15 protein-coding genes are annotated in these 19,580 nt (G+C 67.7%); 10 read left to right on the top strand and 5 right to left on the bottom strand.

Going from position 1 to position 19,580, the window contains the following annotated elements; genetic code table 11:
- The first annotated feature begins 92 nt into the window (after positions 1–92).
- From IP93_RS06200 to IP93_RS15850, 5 genes are read left to right on the top strand one after another with little or no spacing between them, the layout of a single operon-like run.
- Entirely contained in the window at positions 93–878 is a 786-nt protein-coding gene (locus IP93_RS06200; protein WP_144813335.1) for an enoyl-CoA hydratase-related protein, read from the top strand.
- A complete protein-coding gene (locus IP93_RS06195) occupies positions 878–2,875 on the top strand; it encodes an acetyl/propionyl/methylcrotonyl-CoA carboxylase subunit alpha (RefSeq protein ID WP_144813332.1) in 1,998 nt (665 codons plus the stop codon). The genes IP93_RS06200 and IP93_RS06195 overlap by 1 nt, the downstream gene beginning before the upstream one ends.
- Positions 2,876–2,882: 7 nt before the next feature.
- On the top strand, positions 2,883–3,776 hold the full coding sequence (locus tag IP93_RS06190; RefSeq protein ID WP_144813678.1) for a hydroxymethylglutaryl-CoA lyase: 894 nt from the start codon (positions 2,883–2,885) through the stop codon (positions 3,774–3,776).
- An 8-nt stretch (positions 3,777–3,784) separates the two neighbouring features.
- Positions 3,785–4,933 (top strand): PAS domain-containing protein, encoded by a 1,149-nt coding sequence (locus IP93_RS15855; protein ID WP_242006771.1) that lies wholly within the window; start codon positions 3,785–3,787, stop codon positions 4,931–4,933.
- A gap of 7 nt (positions 4,934–4,940) precedes the next feature.
- Entirely contained in the window at positions 4,941–6,350 is a 1,410-nt protein-coding gene (locus IP93_RS15850; protein WP_338419409.1) for a putative bifunctional diguanylate cyclase/phosphodiesterase, read from the top strand.
- Positions 6,351–6,365: 15 nt separating this feature from the next.
- Here the strand turns inward: IP93_RS15850 and IP93_RS06180 are convergent, their stop codons facing one another.
- A complete protein-coding gene (locus IP93_RS06180) occupies positions 6,366–7,418 on the bottom strand; it encodes a c-type cytochrome (RefSeq protein WP_158636285.1) in 1,053 nt (350 codons plus the stop codon).
- Between the two features lie 232 nt (positions 7,419–7,650).
- On the opposite strand from IP93_RS06180, the gene IP93_RS06175 reads away from it, so the two are divergent.
- Both IP93_RS06175 and yeiP read left to right on the top strand, forming a co-directional pair.
- Positions 7,651–8,421 (top strand): SDR family NAD(P)-dependent oxidoreductase, encoded by a 771-nt coding sequence (locus IP93_RS06175; RefSeq protein WP_144813327.1) that lies wholly within the window; start codon positions 7,651–7,653, stop codon positions 8,419–8,421.
- A 77-nt stretch (positions 8,422–8,498) separates the two neighbouring features.
- Positions 8,499–9,065, top strand: a complete 567-nt coding sequence (gene yeiP, locus IP93_RS06170) for an elongation factor P-like protein YeiP (protein ID WP_144813325.1) — start codon at positions 8,499–8,501, stop codon at positions 9,063–9,065.
- A 117-nt stretch (positions 9,066–9,182) separates the two neighbouring features.
- Here the strand turns inward: yeiP and IP93_RS06165 are convergent, their stop codons facing one another.
- Both IP93_RS06165 and IP93_RS06160 read right to left on the bottom strand, forming a co-directional pair.
- Complete coding sequence (locus IP93_RS06165; RefSeq protein ID WP_144813323.1) at positions 9,183–9,797, bottom strand: inorganic diphosphatase; 615 nt, start codon at positions 9,795–9,797, stop codon at positions 9,183–9,185.
- Positions 9,798–9,801: 4 nt separating this feature from the next.
- The gene (locus IP93_RS06160) at positions 9,802–11,190 is read right to left on the bottom strand and encodes a purple acid phosphatase family protein (RefSeq protein ID WP_144813320.1); all 1,389 of its coding nucleotides are present in this window, start codon (positions 11,188–11,190) and stop codon (positions 9,802–9,804) included.
- Between the two features lie 277 nt (positions 11,191–11,467).
- On the opposite strand from IP93_RS06160, the gene IP93_RS06155 reads away from it, so the two are divergent.
- Positions 11,468–14,287 carry a TonB-dependent receptor gene (locus tag IP93_RS06155; protein WP_158636284.1) on the top strand — a complete coding sequence of 940 codons (2,820 nt, stop codon included), beginning with the start codon at positions 11,468–11,470 and terminating at the stop codon, positions 14,285–14,287.
- Positions 14,288–14,336: 49 nt separating this feature from the next.
- On the opposite strand, the gene IP93_RS06150 is transcribed toward IP93_RS06155, so the two are convergent.
- The gene (locus tag IP93_RS06150) at positions 14,337–15,725 is read right to left on the bottom strand and encodes an FAD-binding oxidoreductase (RefSeq protein ID WP_144813315.1); all 1,389 of its coding nucleotides are present in this window, start codon (positions 15,723–15,725) and stop codon (positions 14,337–14,339) included.
- Between IP93_RS06150 and serA the strand changes: the two genes are divergently transcribed.
- Positions 15,724–17,097 (top strand): phosphoglycerate dehydrogenase, encoded by a 1,374-nt coding sequence (serA, locus tag IP93_RS06145; protein WP_144813313.1) that lies wholly within the window; start codon positions 15,724–15,726, stop codon positions 17,095–17,097. The genes IP93_RS06150 and serA overlap by 2 nt on opposite strands.
- A gap of 182 nt (positions 17,098–17,279) precedes the next feature.
- On the opposite strand, the gene IP93_RS06140 is transcribed toward serA, so the two are convergent.
- Positions 17,280–17,855 carry an NUDIX hydrolase gene (locus tag IP93_RS06140; protein WP_144813310.1) on the bottom strand — a complete coding sequence of 192 codons (576 nt, stop codon included), beginning with the start codon at positions 17,853–17,855 and terminating at the stop codon, positions 17,280–17,282.
- 169 nt (positions 17,856–18,024) lie between these two features.
- Here IP93_RS06140 and IP93_RS06135 point away from each other — a divergent pair, with 169 nt between their 5' ends.
- Positions 18,025–19,500, top strand: a complete 1,476-nt coding sequence (locus tag IP93_RS06135) for an amino acid permease (protein WP_144813308.1) — start codon at positions 18,025–18,027, stop codon at positions 19,498–19,500.
- The last annotated feature ends 80 nt before the right edge of the window (positions 19,501–19,580 follow it).

Here is a 19,580-nt window from a genome sequence, read left to right as displayed (position 1 = left end):
CTCATTCTAGCATTTCCTTCCGTACCGGGGCGGTGGTCCGGGCCCACCGGCTATCATTTGCGTTTGCCCTGCCTCGCACGGACCGCCCGACCATGACTGCCCCCCTGCTGAGCCTGCGAGACGGACCGGTCGCGCGCCTGCGCCTGAACCGTCCGACGCTGCACAACGCCTTCGACGCCACGCTGATCGCCGCGCTGACCGGCGCGCTGGACAATCTGGCCCACGATGAGGGCGTCCGCGTGGTGGTGCTGGAGGGTGATGGCGCGTCGTTCTCGGCCGGGGCGGACCTCAACTGGATGCGCGGCATGGCCGCCGCCAGCGAGGCCGACAACCGTACCGATTCGCTGGCCCTGGCCCGCCTGATGCGCACGCTGGACGAGTTGCCCAAGCCGACGATCGCACGCGTGCATGGCGCGGCGTTCGGCGGCGGCGTGGGCCTGGTGGCCTGCTGCGACATCGCCATCGGCACGCCCGAGGTGAAGTTCGGCCTGACCGAGAGCAAGCTGGGGCTGCTGCCGGCGGTGATTTCGCCGTATGTGATCGAAGCCATTGGCGCTCGCGAGGCGCGGCGCTGGTTCGCCACGGCGGAGATCTTCGATGCGGCCGAGGCGCTGCGCATTGGCCTGCTGCACCAGGTGGTGCCGGCCGACGACCTGGACGATGCCGTGCTTCGCCAGATCGACCTGCTGCTGAAGGCCGGTCCGGTGGCGGCCGCGTCGGCGAAGGCTTTGGTACGCCGCGTCGCCGCAGGCGCCCCGCGCGATACGCTCGACGCCGACAACGCCGCCCTCATCGCCCGCCTGCGGGTGTCGCCGGAGGGCCAGGAAGGCCTTTCCGCGTTCCTGGACAAGCGCAAACCGAACTGGACGACCGCCTGATGTTCGACAAGATCCTGATTGCCAACCGCGGGGAAATCGCCTGCCGCGTGATCCGCACCGCGCGCAGCCTCGGCATCCGCACCGTGGCGGTGTATTCCGATGCCGACGCCAATGCCCAGCACGTCCGCCAGGCCGACGAGGCGTACCACATCGGCGGTCCGCGTCCGCAGGAGTCCTACCTGCGCGGCGACGCGATCCTGGAGGTGGCCAAGCGCAGCGGCGCGCAGGCCATCCACCCGGGCTACGGCTTTTTGAGCGAGAACGCCGACTTCGCCGATGCGGTGGAAGCGGCGGGCATCGCCTTCATCGGCCCGAAGGCGGCGTCGATGCGCAAGATGGGCAGCAAGGCCGGCGCGAAGGAGCTGATGCACGCGGCCGGCGTGCCGGTGGTGCCGGGCTACACCGGCGAGGACCAGTCGCCGGACGTGCTGCAACGCGAGGCCGACGCCATCGGCTACCCGCTGATGATCAAGGCCGCGCATGGCGGCGGCGGCAAGGGCATGCGCATCGTGCGCCACTCCGGCGAGTTCATGGCCCACCTGGAGAGCTGCCAGCGCGAAGCCGCCGGCGCCTTCGGCCGCGATCGCGTGCTGCTGGAGCGCTACGTCGAGAAGCCGCGCCACATCGAGATCCAGGTGTTCGGCGACAGCCACGGCCATGCCATCCACCTCAATGAGCGCGAATGCTCGGCGCAGCGCCGCTACCAGAAGGTGCTGGAGGAATCACCGTCGGCGTTCCTGACGCCTGAGCTGCGCGAGGCGATGGGGGCCGCTGCCGTGCTGGCCGCGCGCGCGATCGACTACGTCAACGCCGGCACGGTGGAGTTCATCGTCGGCCAGGACGGCGGCTTCTACTTCATGGAGATCAACACCCGCCTGCAGGTGGAGCATCCGGTAACGGAATTCGTGACCGGGCTGGACCTGGTGGAGTGGCAACTGCGCGTGGCGGCCGGCGAGCCGCTGCCGTTGGCGCAGGACGCCATCGCGCAGAACGGCCACGCCATCGAAGTGCGCCTGTACGCCGAAGACCCGGAAGCCGGCTTCCTGCCCGGCTCGGGCAAGCTGGACCGGCTGAAGCTGCCCACGCCCGATGCGCACGTGCGCCTGGATTCGGGCGTGGTGGAAGGCGATACGGTCACCATCTTCTACGACCCGATGATCGCCAAGCTGATCGTGTGGGATGCGGACCGTCCCGCCGCCCTCGCCCGCCTGCGCGCGGCGCTGGCGCAGTGTGAGATCAACGGGCCGAAGTCGAACATCGAGTTCCTCGAGCGTTTGTCGCGCCACCCGGCGGTCGTGGAAGCGACCATCGACACCGGCTACCTGGACCGCCACCTGGACGAGTTCATGCCGGTGGCCGACACCGTCGATATCGACCTGCTGCTGGCCGCCACCGTGGCCGAACTGCTGGGGCAGGAGCGCGCCACGCGTGACGCCGCTGCAGGCTCCAACGACCCCACCTCGCCCTGGGCCATCGCCGACGGCTGGCGCCTGGGCCACGGCGGCCGCCGCGCCCTCGCCTTCCTGCACCGTGGCGAGCGCATCGAACTGCTCGCCCAGGGCAGCGCCGGCGAGTACCGCATCGAACACGCAGGCACCGTGCACGCCATCGCCGGCGCGCGCCTGTCCAACGACATGCTGAGTCTTCGCATCGACGGCAAGGGGCGCCGTTTCGACGTCATCGAGCAGGACACGCATCTGGTGGTGCACGACGGCGTCCAGCGCTTGCGCCTGGACCCGGTGCCGATGTACCGTTCCGAGCAGGGCCAGGGCGGCAGCGGCGCCGACCGCGTACTGGCGCCGATGCCCGGGCGCGTGGTGGTGGTGAAGGCCGCGCCGGGCGATGAGGTCGAAGCCGGCCAGGAGGTGATGGTGATCGAGGCGATGAAGATGGAGTTGAGCCTTAAAGCCCCACGCGCCGGCAAGGTCGCCGAGGTCCGCGCGGCCAGCGGCGACTTCGTCGAGGCCGACACCGCCCTCGTCGTGCTGGAGGCCTGACATGGGCATGCCATCGCACGTGCGCATCGTCGAAGTGGGTCCGCGTGACGGCCTGCAGAACGAGAAGACGCTGGTCTCCACCGCCGACAAGATCACGCTGATCGACCGGCTTTCGGCCACCGGCCTGCAGAGCATCGAGGCCACCGCCTTCGTCAGCCCCAAGTGGGTGCCGCAGATGGCCGACGCCGCCGACGTGTTTGCCGGCATCACCCGCAAGCCCGGCGTGCACTACCCGGTGCTGGTGCCCAATGAGCAGGGCTACGAGCGCGCGCGCAGCGTGGGCGTGGAGGAAGTGGCGGTGTTCACCGCGGCGTCCGAGGCGTTCAACCGCAGGAACATCAACGCGAGCATCGACGAATCACTGGCACGCTTCGCCCCGGTCATGGAGCGCGCCCGCGCCGACGGGGTGAAGGTGCGCGGCTACGTCTCCACCGTGCTCGGCTGCCCCTACCAGGGCGACGTGCCGCTGGCCGACGTGGTGCGCGTGGCCAAGGCGCTGCATGCCATGGGCTGCTACGAAGTCTCGCTGGGCGATACCATCGGCGTCGGCACGCCCGCCAAGGCGCGCGCCATGCTGAAGGCCGTGGCGGCCGAGGTGCCTATGCCGTCGCTCGCCATCCACTTCCACGACACCTACGGCCAGGCGCTGGCCAACATCCTCGCCTGCCTCGAGGAAGGCGTGGCTGTGGTGGACGCCGCCGTCTCCGGCGCGGGAGGCTGTCCGTATGCCAAGGGCGCCAGCGGCAATGTATCCAGCGAGGACGTCGTCTACATGCTGCACGGCCTGGGCATCACCACCGGCGTGGACCTGCCGGCCCTCGCCGAAACGGGCCGCTGGCTGGCAGGCATACTGGGACGCGACACCCAAAGCAAGGTCGGTAAGGCCCTCTCCGCCGAATGAGCCATCGCGTGCCACCGACTACCCCTGAAGCGCCGCGCCCGTTCGCGGAGCCGGTGGAAGTGCTGGCCGCGATCGATGGTACCTTGGCCGATCCGGCCATCGCACCGGGGATCCGCAGGCTGCTGGAACAGGCGCGTCAGGCGCTTGTGCACGCAGGAGAGCACGCCATGGCCGCGCAGCGGCGCTACCAGGCCCTGTTCGACGCGGTCCCCGATCCGGTCAGCATCATCGGCTGGGATGGCATTGTCCTGGACGTCAATCGCGCGGGCCTGAATGCCTACCGTCGCTCGCGCTCGGAGATCGTCGGCAAGCCGATCCACGTACTCAACCCCGACCTCCCGCGCGACCATCTGGGCCCGGTCTGGGAGGCGCTAAGCCGCGGCGATACGTACGTGGTGGACGTGACCAACATGCGCGCAGATGGCACGCGCTTCCCGGTGGAGGTGCACTCCGCGACCTTCGAGCAGGACGGCAGGAAGCTGATCGTGGCGGTGGCCCGCGACCTCAGCGGTCGCCGCGACGCCGAGACGCGCCACCGTGAGCTGATGGAGACCATCGACAAGGGCATCCTGGTGCGCGACGCGACCGGACAGGTCATCCATGCCAATGCCGCGGCCATGCGGCTGTTCGGCATCGAGGTCGGCCAGCCGATCGAGGAAATGCTTTCGGAAGCGCACTGGCTGGTGGTCGATGAGCACGGCCACGCCCTGTCCAACGACGAACGTCCGGCCGCGCGCGCCCTGCGCCTGGGCCAACAGGTGGAGAGTACGGTACTGGGGTTCTACCATCGACAGGACAGGCGCCTGTTGTGGCTGTCGGTCACGGCGGTGCCACAGTTCGAGCCGGGGACCGACCGCGTGCAGCAGGTGCTGTCGCTGTTCTCCGACGTCACCGCGCTCAAGCGCGACAGCGCGCTCTTCGACCGCGCACAGGCGTTGGCGCGAATCGGCGGCTGGGAATGGGATTCGGGACGCAACCTGCTTTACCTGACGGGCGAGGCTTTGCGCATCAGTCGGTGCCGATGCCGTGCAACCTGGCATCGAGGGCCTGCTCGATTCCCTCGCGCCCGCGGACGCGCTCTGCCTGCGCGCCGCATTGGAGCACGCCATCCGCGACGGGCGTGGCATCAACCTCGATCTGCAGGGCACGCGCAGTGACGGCGAGATGTACTGGATCAGGCTGATGGGCGAACGCCTGGCGGCGACTCCGCTCAGCGTGCAACTGACGGGCACGTTGCAGGACATCACCGGGCCGAAGCTGGCCGAGGAAGCCCTGCGGGAGCAGGCGCGCACCGACCCGATGACCGGGCTGCTCAACCGCGATGCCGGCCTGGGTGACCTGGAGCAGTTCCTGGCGCCGGGCGTGGAAGATCGGGTCGCCGTGCTCTACATCGACCTTGACCGCTTCAAGATCGTCAACGACGTACTTGGCCATGCGGCCGGCGACCGGCTGCTGGCATCCGCCGCGCGGCGACTGCTGCGTGCCGTGGGCGATGAGGGCAGCGTGGTCCGCTTTGGCGGCGACGAGTTCCTGGTCATCTGCCGCTTCGGCAACGATGCCACCCGCCCGGCGCGGCTGGCGCAGTCCATCCTCACGACATTCTCGGAGAATTTCCGGGTCGACGGCGAGGAGTTCAGCATCACGGCCAGCATCGGCATCGCGCAGTCGCCCGAACACGGCGAACGCCCGCAGCAGCTGATCCAGAGTGCGGACGTGGCCATGTACGACAGCAAGCGCCGGGGCCGCAATGCGTGGCAGGTGTTCAGCGCGGAACTGGCCGAACAGCAGGTCGAGCGCCTGCAACTGGAAACGCACCTGCGCCGTGCGGTGGACAACGACGAGTTCGAACTGGTCTACCAGCCGCAGGTCGACCTCGCCAGCGGTCGCACGGTGGCGGCCGAGGCGCTGATCCGTTGGCGCAACGGTTCGCTGGGCGAGATGCCGCCCGACCGGTTCATCCAGCACGCCGAAACCACCGGCGACATCATCGAAATCGGCAGCTGGGTGCTGCACGAGGCCTGTCGCCAGCTGTCGCGCTGGCGCGCGGGGGGCATGCAGTTGGACCGCGTGGCGGTCAACGTGTCCTACCGCCAGTTCCTGGGCGAGGACCTGGTGCGGACCGTGCGCTCGGCGCTGGCCTCGTCGCAGCTGCCCGGCTCATCGCTGGAACTGGAGTTCACCGAGCGTGTGCTGATCGAGGACGAGCCCGACACCCTGAGCACGTTTGCCGAACTGCGCGACATGGGCGTGGTGCTGACCATCGACGACTTCGGCGAAGGTTACAGCGCACTCAACTACCTGCGCCGGCTGCCGATCCACGGGCTCAAGCTGAGCCAGCTGTTCGTGCAGGGCGTGCCGGACAACCACTCGGACGTGGCCGTGTGCCAGGCGGTGGCCGGCATTGCGCACAGCCTGGGGCTGGAGCTTATCGCCGAAGGCATCGAAACCGAGGCCCAGCGCGCGTTCCTGCTGCGGCTGGGACTGGGCGTGGGCCAGGGTTTCCTGTTCCAGCGCGGCGTGCCCGCGTACCAGTTGCGCCAGCACTATGGCAGCCCGTTGATGGTGCTGGGTTGACCGGACTCGACTGGGCTACCAGCCCTTGAAGAAGCTGCCGTCGGCGAAGTCCCAGAGCAGGTTCAGGTGGAAGCGGTAGTCGTAGGGCTGGTCGCTGAGCGGCACTTCGACGCCCAGGTTGAGCGCCACGTGCCCGCCACGGGTCAGGCCGATGCGCACCTGTGGCACCGCGCTGAATTTCACCCGGTCCCCGCCATCGTCCTGGAAGGGCGTGGTCGCGGTCAGTTCCATTGCCCCAAACACCCGGCGCGGCCACGGCGTCCATTTGTAGTGCGCCACCGCGGTCAGTTCCAGTTGTCCTTCGTCGGGATGGTCGAACGGCACGGTGGTGCGCGCACTGGCCTGGGTGATCCACCGGTCCGACCACTGCCTGCCCCACGCCAGGTACGGCGCCAGCGCCTCGGATGAGCCGTCGGTCGGGAACGCGACCACCACCGCGCCGGAGAGGATCGACGCCTTGCGCGCGTTCCAGGCCAGCACGTGCTTGTAGCCCACCTCGACCTCGGTGATCTCGCTTTCCACGCCGTTGTCGGCGTGGATGACCTCCATCAGCCACTGGCCACGCTTGCCCACGCGCTTCTCGACTTCCAGCACGTTGCGGAACTCGTCGCGACCGGGCCGGTCGGTGTAACGCGACTTCCACACCACCTCGTCTTCGGGGAACGCCTTCTTGGTGCGGATGGGCAGGAAGAAATTCAGTTCGCCCGGCGGATAGTCGGAGGTGTCCGCCAGCGTCTTGACGTACGCCACCACGTTGCGGACATCCGCCTCGCTGAGGGCGCCGCCCTGCGCGGGCATCTGTTCCGACAGGCCCATGGAATGGCCGCCGTGGCGGACCACCATTTCCCAGTCGGGAGCGGGCTCGCGGCTGTTGAAGAGCGGATCAGCCAGATCGGCCGGCGGCGGGTTCATCGTGGCCCGCAACGGACTGTCCGCAGGTAACGTGCCGTTGGGGCCATGGCAGGCCGCACAGACAGTCTCGAAGATCGTCCGGCCTGCTTCCAGGTCGGCGGAGCCGGGGGGATTGGCAGCGGTGGCGGTGCCGGCGAATGCCAGCGCAACTGCCATCGTGAGGGCCCAGCCTCGCCGCCATGGCGACCTGCAACCCCGAGTTCCCTTGGCCATTGCGCCCCCCCCTTTTCATGGATGTCGGTCGTTTCCGTGGACCACGGGACCAGTCTAGGAAAGGCACGTGCGGCGGGCCGGACCGAAGCACGACTCAGTCGCGTTCGCATCGTCGCCTCGCGACGCATGGACTCCATGCCGGTTAAAATGCCGGTTTTCCAGTCCGGGGTCCCCCATGCAGCTTGCATCCGTCCGCGCCGTCATCACCGGCGGCGTCTCCGGCCTTGGCCTGGCCGTGGCCCAGCACCTGGTCGCCAATGGCGGCAAGGTCGCCCTGTTCGACGTCAACGAGGACAAGGGCGCCGCCGCCGTTGCCGCACTGGGCGAGGCCAATGCGCGTTTCTGGAAGACCGACGTGAGCAACGAGGAGACCGTCGTCGCCAACGTCGCGGCCGCCAAGGAATTCCTCGGCGGCCTGAACGTGGCGGTCAACTGCGCGGGCATCCTCGGTGCCGGCCGCGTGCTCGGCAAGGAAGGCCCGATGCCGCTGTCGCAGTTCCAGACCACGGTGATGGTCAACCTGGTCGGCAGCTTCAACGTGGCCAAGGCTGCGGCAGCGCTGATGCAGGACAACGAAGCCGGCGTGGACGGCGAGCGCGGCGTGATCATCAACACCGCCTCCGTGGCCGCCTACGAAGGCCAGATCGGCCAGGCCGCGTATTCGGCGTCCAAGGGCGGCGTGGTCGGCATGACCCTGCCGATGGCACGTGAACTGGCGCGCTTCGGCATCCGCGTGATGACCATCGCCCCGGGCGTGTTCTGGACGCCGATGGTGGACGGCATGCCGGAGTCGGTGCAGCAGTCGCTGGCCGCCTCGATCCCGTTCCCGTCGCGCCTGGGCCAGCCGGAAGACTTCGCCAGCCTGGTCGCCTACATCCTGGGCAACACCTACCTCAACGGCGAGACCATCCGCCTGGACGGTGCCACCCGACTGGCGCCGAAGTAACCCTTTTCCCACCCTCCCCCGGTCCCCCCGACCCCGGGGAGGAACAGGACCGGGTCACACGATCCAGTGAGCAATCCATGAAGGCTTTTGAAGTCAAGAAGGGCAACGTCGTCGAGTTCAACAACGGCGTGTACCAGATCCGCGACATCGAGCGCAGCTCGCCGCAGGGCCGCGGCGGCAACGTGCGCTTCCGTTTCATCATGTACAGCGTGCCGGGCGGCAACAAGCTCGACGCCAGCTTCGACGCCGACGACGAGCTGCGCGAGGTCGACCTGGTGCGCCGCCAGGCCACCTTCTCGTACATGGACGGCGATGCGTTCGTGTTCCTCGACGACGAGGATTACACCCCGTACACGCTCGATGCCGACGTGGTGGGTGACAACGCCGGCTACATCATCCCGGACCTGCAGGGCTACTACGTGCAGGTGATCGACGAGCAGGCCATCGGCCTGCAGCTGCCGCAGTCGGTGGCGCTGGAAGTGATCGAGACCCCGCCGGAACTGAAGGGCGGCACCGCCACCAAGCGCCCGAAGCCGGCCAAGCTCAGCACCGGCATCGAGATCATGGTGCCGGAGTACATCGTCAACGGCGAGCGCGTACTGGTGAACACCACCACGGGCGAGTTTGCGGGCCGCGCGGACTGAGAACGGTTGACGCATGTTCGGCGCGAAGCCGCGCCGGACATGCCGGTCATGTTGAATATGCCAGCCGGGCTGGACGTGCCCGACGCGCCCGACGCGCCGCGCTGGCAGCGCGAAAGGCTACTTCGAGCGCGTGTCGGCGTCAGCGTGCCCGAAGCGCTGCAGCGCCTCGGTGGTGATGCGGCGCGCCTCGGCGGCGTCGCCCCAGCCATGCAGTTCGACCACCTTGCTGCCCTGGGGCAGGTGCTTGTAGACACGGAAGAACGCTTCGATGCGTTCGACCTCGAGCCTGGGCAGGTCCTTCAGGTCGCGGATGCCGGCATAGGTGGCATCGACCTTGTCCGCCGGCACGCCGATGATCTTCTCGTCGGCCTTGCCGCCATCGACCATGCGCAACACCCCCACCGGGCGGAAACGGATGACGCTGCCGGGGTGCAACGGTGCGCGGGTCAGCACCAGCGCATCCAGCGGATCGCCGTCGCCGGCCAGGGTGCGGGGCATGGAGCCATAGTTGGCGGGATACGCCATCGGCATCGAAATGAAACGGTCCACGTGCAGCAAACCGTCCTCGCCAATCTCGTATTTGATGAAGCTGCCGGCGGGGATCTCGACCGCGAGCAGCAGTTCGTCGGGTGCGCTCGCAGGTTGCGCGGCGTGGAACGGATGCACCCAGGCGGGCGGCGCCGCCATCGCGGCCAAGGGCATGGACAGCAACAGGGCCAGCATCAATCGCATGTGATCACTCCCAGCATCGGTCGGTGCGCCCACCCAGCGTGGCATCGCGATGGCTGCAGTCGCGCCCGGAGATGCGTCCGCCCCGGAGTTCGTTGACGCGCTTGGCGCCATTGGCATCACGCAGCACTTCAAAGGCGTCGTAGAGGCGACCGGTGGCCGTGCGCGCCTCGTAGTGCAGGCGACCATCGTCAATCCGCAGCACCTGGAACAGTTGGGTGTCCTCGGCCCAGGGCGCCATCGTCCGCTTGGCCTCGGCCGACACGCGATACTGCTTGGGGCCTGCCACGGAAACGATGTACTGCGGCAACGCGTGGCCGCGATGTTCGCCCGTGCGCCGCCCGTAGGTGTGGTCGTGACCCTGCAGCACCAGGTCGACCTTGTGTCTTTCCAGCACCGGCACCAGCGCTGCGCGCAGACGGTCGCTCGCGCCACGGCCACGCGGCGAGAACATCGGCTGGTGGACCATCACGATGGTCCACGGCTGGTGGTTGCTTGCCAGCACTTCATCCGCCCAATCGGCCTGCGCTTTCGCAGTGCCCAGGTCGAGCATCGAAGTGCCATCCAGCACCACGACGCGCACGCCCTGCACGTCGAACCAGTAGGTGGTGCGACTGGCGTCGGCGGCAACGGCACCGTTGCGCGGCAGCGCGAACGTCACCGGCCAATGCCGGCCCAGCACCCGGCGTTCCTGCGGGGTGTCCTCGAATTCCTCGAAGTACTCGTGGTTGCCGATGGCCGGCGCCACCATCATCACGCCCGGGAGGTCGCCCGCGGCTTCGAACCATTCGCCCCACTCGCTGTCGTCGACACCGTCGCCGCCGCTGACCAGGTCGCCTGCGTAGAGCGCCATCAATGCCTCTGGCGCATGGCGCATCGCGGCGCGGGTCACGCGGCCGACGTGGCTGACGTTCTTGTTCTGCGTGTCGCCGAAGTACAGCAGCGTCAGCGGCTGGCCGGACGCCGCCGCGGTCCGCAACTGCCGCCATCCACTCCAGCTGCCCGCGCCCTGCACCCGGAACATGTACAGCGTGTCCGGCTTGAGTGCATCGATGTCGGCCCGGTGGAAGTGGGCCAGGCCATTCTCCGACGCCATTGCCGTAGTGACAGCCTGTACGCGACGTGGCGTGCCGACGTCCGGCGAATCAACGGCCTCCAGGATCTCCAACGCGGCCGACTGGACCGCCACGCTGGTGCGCCAGTTGACCGCGAACCCGGTCGCCGGATCCTGCGAAGGCGTAGCGACGATGCGGTCGGGCATTTCACCGGCCACGTACCGCTGGCTACCCGACGGGATGGAAAGGTTGGGCTCGTTCTCGCCGTGCGACTGCGCATGCGCATGGCACGCGGCCAGCGCTGCGAAGAGCAACAGGGATCGGCGGCAGGACAGGTTCATGGAAGCCATGCAGTGGGTGCGGTTCTTCTACCGTGCCATGGATGCAGCCCGTCAACCTACGGCGGGCACGTTGCAGTGCCGTGGCAAGCCGATGGGCAACAAGTCCCAGGTCGTTCCTGAACGAGTCTGTAACAAACGCCCCCCACACTCGACCCGCTTCCCGACCGGCCATCGCGCCACGCCCCGCCCGTGCGCGGGATCCACGCCCTCCCGGCCCACCTCGGCCATCCGGCCGTCGCGCTGGCGGGCATACAGACAGACAAAAGACGGAGTCGACATGCGTTCCAGTTTCGCCCCACTCGCCCTCGCCATTGCAGCGGCACTCACCCTGCCCACCCTCGCCGTCGCAGCACCGCAGAGCGGCACGACCAGTGGTGCGGCTGCCGCGAGCGCCGGCGTGCTGGTCGGCCAGGTCAGGGAGGCCGCGCGTGGCGTCGCGCTCGCGGGGGCGGCGATCACCGTTGACGGCCGCCAGGCAACGACCGACAGCACCGGCAACTTCCGCATCCAGGGCCTGGCTCCGGGCGAGCACACACTGGTCGTCGACTATCTCGGCTACCCGCGCCATAGCAGCCAGGTGACCATCGGAGCCGGCACCACGGCCACGCATGCCGACGTCGTGCTGGGCCATGTCGCCGGCGACGCCACGCAGTTGGACCGCATCGTGGTCCGCGGCCAGCGCGACGCGCAGGCGATGGCGCTGAACCAGCAGCGCACATCCACCAACTACATCAACGTGGTGTCCGCCGACCTGCTCGGCCAGTTCCCCGACCACAACATCGCCGAATCGACCCAGCGGATCCCCGGCGTGTCGATTGAGCGTGACCAGGGCGAAGGCCGCTACGTGACCATGCGCGGCGCGCCCAAGGAGTTCACCACTGTTTCCATCGACGGCGTGCAGTTGGCCAATCCCGACTCGACCAGCCGCGGCGTCGAGCTGGATACCATTCCATCCGACGTGGTCGCCGCGCTGGAAGTCACCAAGGCCATCACACCCGACATGGACGGCGACGCGATCGCCGGCAACATCAACATCCGCACGCAGAGCGCGCTGGACCGCGATGGCCTGACCCTGCGAGCTTCCGCCGGCATGGGGCGGTACGAGCTGGGCAACGGCGACAACGAGCGCTACAACGCCACCATCGGCAACCGTTTCGGCGCCGAACGCAACATCGGCGTGCTGCTGTCCGCTTCGCGCAGCAAGCAGGGCCGCTTCACCGACAACGTCGAAACCCTGTACGAGCGTTTCGACGACGGGCGCATCATGCCTGTCGAAGTGCAGGTCAAGGACTACGAAGGGACGCGCACCCGCACCGGCCTCACCGGCCGTTTCGACTTCCGCATCGACCCGGATAACCTCGTCTACTTCGTCGCCTCCGACTCCCGCTTCGAGGACCACGAGTTCCGCGACAACCTGATCATTGCCATGGACCAGCACACCGCGGCATCCAACCAGGTCACCGGCAACGTCCGCGCCACCTTCGACAAGGAACTGCGCGAGCGCACCTACGACAAGAGCATCCGCACCTACAACCTGGGCGGCGAGCACTATGCGGGCGATGACTGGAAGATCGACTGGCAGGTGTCCAACAGTTCGGCGGAGAAAGAGACCAACCCGCGCATGCAGTACATCTTCCGCTCCAGCGTGCGGCCGAAGATGGACTACGATTACACCAACCACGACTTCCCCGCCTGGACCATCCTGGGCCGCGCGGACGCGCCGGCCACCGGCGTCAACCTGCCGGAGCAGTGGTTCGGCTTCCGTCGCCTGAACAATCGCGTCGAGTACGGCGAGGAAGACGAGACCGGCCTGCGCGTCGACCTCACGCGCCAGCAATCGTTCCTCGGCGAAGAGGGTGACATCAAGTTCGGCCTGCGTTCGCGCATGCGCGAGAAGTCGTTCGACGACGAGCGCCTGCGCAACGGCTCGGCCGCGGACTTCAACGCGCTCGGGATCACGATGTCGGACATGCTGTGCGACCGCGTCTCGAACAATTTCGACTATTTCCTGGCCGGCCGCACGTTCTGCCGCGACATCTTCCAGAAGTACGCATCGCCTTTGCTGGGCAGCGCCAACCACCGGCGCCTGGTGGCGGACTCGGTCACCGGCGATTACGCGGCGGAAGAGGACGTGCACGCCGCCTACGCGATGCTCAACGCGCGCTGGGATCGGCTGACCCTGCTGGCCGGCGTCCGCTACGAGCGCACCCGCACCAACGGCGAAGCGGCGCAGTACAACGAGGACACGGACGAGGTCGTGCCGGTGCATGCCAGCAACGACTACGGTCACGTGCTCCCGAGCGTCCACCTGCGCTATGAAGCGGCCAACGACGGCGTCCTGCGCGCCTCGTACTCGACCGCGCTCAACCGCCCGGACTTCATGCACACCGCGCCATACCGCGTCATCGGCGAACTTGAAACGTCGCCGGTGACCGAAGGCAATCCGGACGTCGATGCCGCCTACGCGCACAACCTGGACGTGTCCTACGAGCACTACATCCGCCCGCTCGGGTTGCTGTCGGTGGCTGCGTTCTACAAGCGGATCAACGACCCATTGTTCATCGCCACCCATTCCGAGGACATCGGCGCAGGATTGAGCCGGCAGGTGACGCGGCCGGAGAACGGCAAGCGCGGATCCGTGCGTGGCCTGGAACTGGCGTGGCAGCAGACGTTCGACTTCCTGCCAGGACCCTTCGACGGCCTGGGCGTCTATGCCAACTACACCCTGGCCGACTCCGAGGCCGACCTGCCGTTCGGTGCGGGCAGCACGGAGCTTCCCGGCACGTCGCGCACCAACTACAACGTGGCGCTCACCTACGACAAGCATGGGTTGAGCGCGCGCCTGGCCTACAACTACCGCTCGAAGTTCATCCAGTCGTTCGACGTGGAATCCCCCGAGCTCAACGTGTATTGGGACGATCGCGCCAGCCTGGATTTCAGCATGAGCTACGCGCTGACCGACAACTGGCGGCTGTTCGGCGAGGTGAACAACATCAACGATGACGACCAGGTGCGGTTCCAGGGCCAGCGTAGCCGAGTGCTGGAAATGGAGAGCTTCGGCCGCTCGTGGCTGGCCGGCGTGCGTTACGAGTACTGACCGCCTCGAAGGCGCCCGCCAGGTTGGACCTGGCGGTGCGCCGCGGCGTTCAGGCGTCGAACAGCTTGCCCGGGTTCATCGCCCCGTTGGGGTCCAGCACCCGCTTGATGCCCTTCATGATGGCGATCTCCGCATCGCTGCGCGTACCCGACAGATAGGGCTTCTTCACCAGGCCAATGCCGTGCTCGGCTGAAATGCTGCCACCGTGTCGCTCCAACGCACCCGCCAGCAGCGTCGTCACCTGCTCGCACTGGGCGACGAAGGCGTCGTTCTCCATCGTGTCGGGCTTGAGCACGTTGATGTGCAGGTTGCCGTCCCCAATGTGGCCGAACCACACCACTTCGAACTGCGGGTATTGCTGCGCCAACAACGCCTGCGTCTCGGCCAGGAACGCAGGCATGGTGGAAACGCGCACCGAGATGTCGTTCTTGTAGGGCTTGTAGCGCGCCAGTGCCTCGGTGATGCCTTCGCGCAGGCGCCACAACTGTGCGGCCTGTGCATCGCTCTGGCTGATCACGCCATCCAGTACCAGGCCATGCTCCAGGCAGTACTCGAAGGCCGCCAGCGCTGCGGTCTCCGCCCGCTCATCGCCGGTGGCGAATTCGGCGACCACGTAGTACGGGTGCGTTTCGGCGAACGGCGCCTGCGCGCCGTGTGCGAGCACGTGGCGCAGGGCCACGTCGGTGAAGAACTCGAATGCCTCCAGTTGCAGCCGCTCGCGGAACGCCGCGAACACCTGCATCAGCACCTCGAACGAGGGCAACGCCAGCAGCATCACGTTGGTCGGCGGCGGCGGATCGCTCAACCGCAGGGTCGCTTCCACCACCACGCCCAGCGTGCCTTCCGAGCCGACGAACAGGTGCCGCAGGTCGTAGCCGCTGGAGTTCTTGACCAGCCCGCGATTGAGCTCCAGCACGTCGCCCGCACCGGTGACCACGGTCAGGCCGGCGACCCATTCGCGCGTGTTGCCATAGCGCACCACGCGGATGCCGCCTGCGTTGGTGGCGATGCTGCCGCCCACGGTGGCCGAGCCGCGCGAGGCGAAATCCACCGGGTAGGCCAGGCCATGGCTGGCGGCGGCTTCCTGGGCCACCTGCAGTGGCGTGCCCGCCTGCACGGTCAGCGTGCGATCCACGGCGTTGAAGTCCAGCACGCGGTTCATCCGTTCCAGGCTGAGCACCAGTTCGCCCTGTGCCGCCACCGCCCCGCCAGACAGGCCGGTACGGCCGCCCGAAGGCACGATGGCCACGCCGGCCTGGTTGGCCCAGTGGACGATGCCCCGGACCTCCTCCACGCTGCCTGGCAGGGCAATGGCGAGGGGCGCGGGCGTCCAGCGACGGGTCCAGTCGCGGCCGTAATGCTCCAGGTCGGCGGGGTCGGTCTTGAGGCGCAGCCCGGGCACGGTGGCCAGCAGGCGTTCCAGGCGCGGGTCGGTCATGGCGCGAAGTGGTGGGGCGGTGGGACGAGGCGCCCAGCGTGCCAGTCCGTGCCATCACCCGTCCAGTGATGCACTGCAGCAGAAACTATTTATTTCTGCGATATTTCAAGACCCCCGAACCGCCCTCCCCGCCGTGGCCAAGAAGACCTCGTACCCCAAGAACGACATCCGCGTGCTGCTGCTGGAGGGCCTGAGCCCGACCGCGGTGGAAAGCTTCCGCGCCGCTGGCTACAGCAACATCCAGACCTTCGACAAGTCGCTGCCGGAGGATGAGCTGAAGCGGCAGATCGCCGATACGCACATCATCGGTATCCGCTCGCGCTCCCAGCTCACCGCCGACGTGCTCGACGAAGCCCGGCGCCTGATCGCCATCGGCTGCTTCTGCATCGGCACCAACCAGGTGGATCTGGACGCGGCGGAAGCACTGGGCATCCCGGTGTTCAACGCCCCCTACTCCAACACCCGCAGCGTGGCCGAACTGGTGGTGGCCGAGGCGATCATGCTGATGCGCGGCATCCCGCAGAAGAACGCCGAATGCCACCGCGGCGGCTGGTCCAAGTCGGCCGCCGGCAGCCACGAGGTGCGCGGCAAGGTCATCGGCATCATCGGCTACGGGCACATCGGCACCCAGGTGGGCGTGATCGCCGAGGCGCTGGGCATGCAGGTGCTGTTCCACGACATCGAGACCAAGCTGTCGCTAGGCAACGCGCGTTCGTCGGCGGGCCTGGACGACCTGCTGGCGCGCAGCGACATCGTGACCCTGCACGTGCCGGAAACGCCGGCGACGAAGAACATGTTCGGCGCCGCGCAGATCGCGAAGATGAAGCGTGGCGCGCACCTGATCAATGCCTCGCGCGGCACCGTGGTGGACATCGATGCGCTCGCAACGGCCTTGACCTCGGGCCAGGTCGGTGGTGCCGCGGTCGACGTGTTCCCGGTGGAGCCCAAGGGCAACGACGATGCCTTCGTGTCACCGCTGCTGGGCCACGACAACGTGCTGCTGACGCCGCACATCGGCGGCAGCACGCTGGAGGCGCAGGACAACATCGGCCTGGAAGTGGCGGCCAAGCTGATCCGCTACAGCGACAACGGCTCCACGCTGTCGGCGGTCAATTTCCCCGAGGTCACGCTGCCCGGACACACCGGCAGCAAGCGCCTGCTGCACATCCACCGCAACATGCCGGGCGTCCTGTCGCAGATCAACGACATCTTCTCGCGCGAAGGCGTGAACATCGACGGCCAGTTCCTGCGCACGCACCCCAAGGTGGGCTACGTGGTGATCGACATCACCGCCAGCGAGGAGCAGGCGGACAAGTTGCGCGAGCAGATGGCGTCGATCGAAGGGACGCTCAAGACGCGCATCCTGTATTGAGGTCTGCGGGCGGAGGCTGATGCCATGGGTATCGCTTCGCCCCTCCATCGGGGCATCCTGCCCCGAGTCGGGGCCGCCGGCCATCCATGGCCGGCTCTGCGCGATACCCATGCCATCAGCCTCCCCTAACCGTTACGGCTGGTTCGGTTTCGCGCGACGGGGGCAGAACCGATTTCGGGGCGTCAGTCTTTTTGAGCGAGCCACTTCTCAGCCATGCGACGCATGGACGGATCGGACTCCGGATCGCTGGCTATATCGGCAATATCGCGCCAGGCCAGGTCCAGCGATTCCTCGCTGACCACGAAGTCCTCGCTGCCGGTGGCGCGCACCACGTAACGGGCGTCGTAGTGCCAGTGGCCCGGCACGTCGCCACGTTCGGGGATCCAGTGGCGGTCGAGGTCGAACAGCTCCGGTTCCACACGCAGGCCGGTGAGACCAGACTCTTCCTCGGCTTCGCGCAGGGCCACGTTGGCCAGGTCACGGTCGCCGTCGGCGTGGCCACCCAACTGCAGCCAGCGGGCCAATTTACGATGGTGGGTCAGCAGCGCGCGCGTGCCGGTGGCGTCGACCAGCCACGATGAGGCGGTGAAGTGTCCGGCCAACCGCTCACGCACGAACGGGTCCGCATCGTCGGCCAATAGCTCAAGGAATACCGTGGCGGTGTCCGCCTCGTCCGGGCGGCGGGTTGCATAACTGCGGAATGCCGCCTCCAGCTGCTGCAGCGGCGAGCACGGGCGTGGGCTGGGCGATGGCGACATACGCAGCGGTATTCAATCGACTGAACGGGGCCGACGATTATGCGCGCAAATCCTCGGCGCCCTCCCGCCCTTGCTGCGACTTTCGTCGCTGGGTTAAGGTGGCCCGCCGCGTGTCCGTCCCCTGCCATACCGGCATGACGGGCTCAAGACAATCACTTTGGGGACCAGGATGTACAAGAATCTGTTCGCGACCAAGCCGGTGGAAGCCGCCGGCCACGTCGACGCCGGCGAGCCCGTGGAAGGTGGCTTGCAGGGCGAGGTGACGCTCAAGCGCGCCCTCACGGCCCGCCACCTCATGCTGCTTGGCGTGGGCGCCATCATCGGCGCCGGCATCTTCGTGATGACGGGCACGGCGGCCGCCAACTACGCAGGTCCGGCGGTCATCCTGAGTTTCGTCATGGCCGGTATCGCCTGCGCCTTCGCCGGCCTGTGCTACGCCGAATTCGCCTCGATGATGCCGGTCTCCGGCTCAGCCTATTCCTACACCTACAGTACCCTGGGCGAGGTCGTGGCCTGGTTCATCGGCTGGAACCTGGTGCTGGAATACCTGTTTGCCGCGTCCAGCGTGGCGGTGGGCTGGTCGGGCTACCTCAACAGCTTCCTGACATCGCATGGCGCGGGCATTCCCGCCGCGCTGGCACAGGCGCCCTACCACTACTCAGCCGAGGCCAAGGCCTTCGTCAGCACCGGCGCCATCGTCAACCTGCCGGCGGTGCTGATCGTGGCCGCCATTTCCGGCCTGTGCTACCGCGGCATCACCCAGTCGGCGTGGGTCAACGCGATGATCGTGGCGATCAAGGTCACGGTGATCGTGGCGTTCCTGGGCTTCGCGGCGCAGTACATCAACCCCGACAACTGGCAGCCGTTCATCCCCGCCAACGAGGGTGGCACCCGCTTTGGCATGGAGGGTGTGGTGCGTGGCGCGGCCGTGGTGTTCTTCGCCTACATTGGTTTTGACGCGGTTTCCACCGCCGCCGGCGAGGCCAAGAACCCGCAGCGCGACATGCCCATCGGCATCCTCGGTTCGCTGGCGATCTGCACGGTGCTGTACATCGCCATGGCGGCCACGCTGACCGGCCTGATCCCGTACCAGCAGCTGGACACCCCCAAGCCGGTGGCCACCGCGCTGGAAGCCTATCCGTCCCTGGGCTGGCTGAAGATGGCGGTCGAGATCGGCGCGATCGCCGGCCTGAGCTCGGTGATCCTGGTGATGCTGATGGGCCAGCCGCGCATCTTCTATTCGATGGCGAAGGACGGCCTGCTGCCGAAGTTCTTCGCGCGCGTGCACCCGAAGTTCCAGACCCCGTACATCGGTACGGTGATCGTGGGCGTGGTTGCGGCCGTGATGGCCGGCCTGCTGCCTCTGGACTTCCTGGGTGACCTGGTCTCGATGGGCACCCTGCTGGCCTTCGCCACGGTGTGCGCGGGCGTGCTGATCCTGCGCTACACGCGCCCGGACCTGCCGCGCCCGTTCCGCGTGCCGGCCGCCACCGTGATCTGCAGCCTCGGCGTGGCCACCTGCCTGTACCTGTTCTGGCAGCCGTTCAAGGACCACTGGCAGGTCATGCTGGGCTGGACGATTATTGGTTTCGTGATCTATTTCGGCTACGGCTACCGCAACAGCAAGCTGCGCAAGCCGGCCTGACGCCCTGCAGGGCCGGCGACCACCGCCGGCCCTTCTCGATTTTCGCCATCGCCGGCGCAGTGACGCCGGCCCAGGAAGTG

It is taken from the genome of Aerolutibacter ruishenii (assembly GCF_007830115.1).
Lineage (GTDB): Bacteria > Pseudomonadota > Gammaproteobacteria > Xanthomonadales > Xanthomonadaceae > Aerolutibacter > Aerolutibacter ruishenii.
The sequence above is the reverse complement of the archived record's forward strand: the minus strand, read 5'-3'. Positions and strand labels throughout refer to the sequence as shown.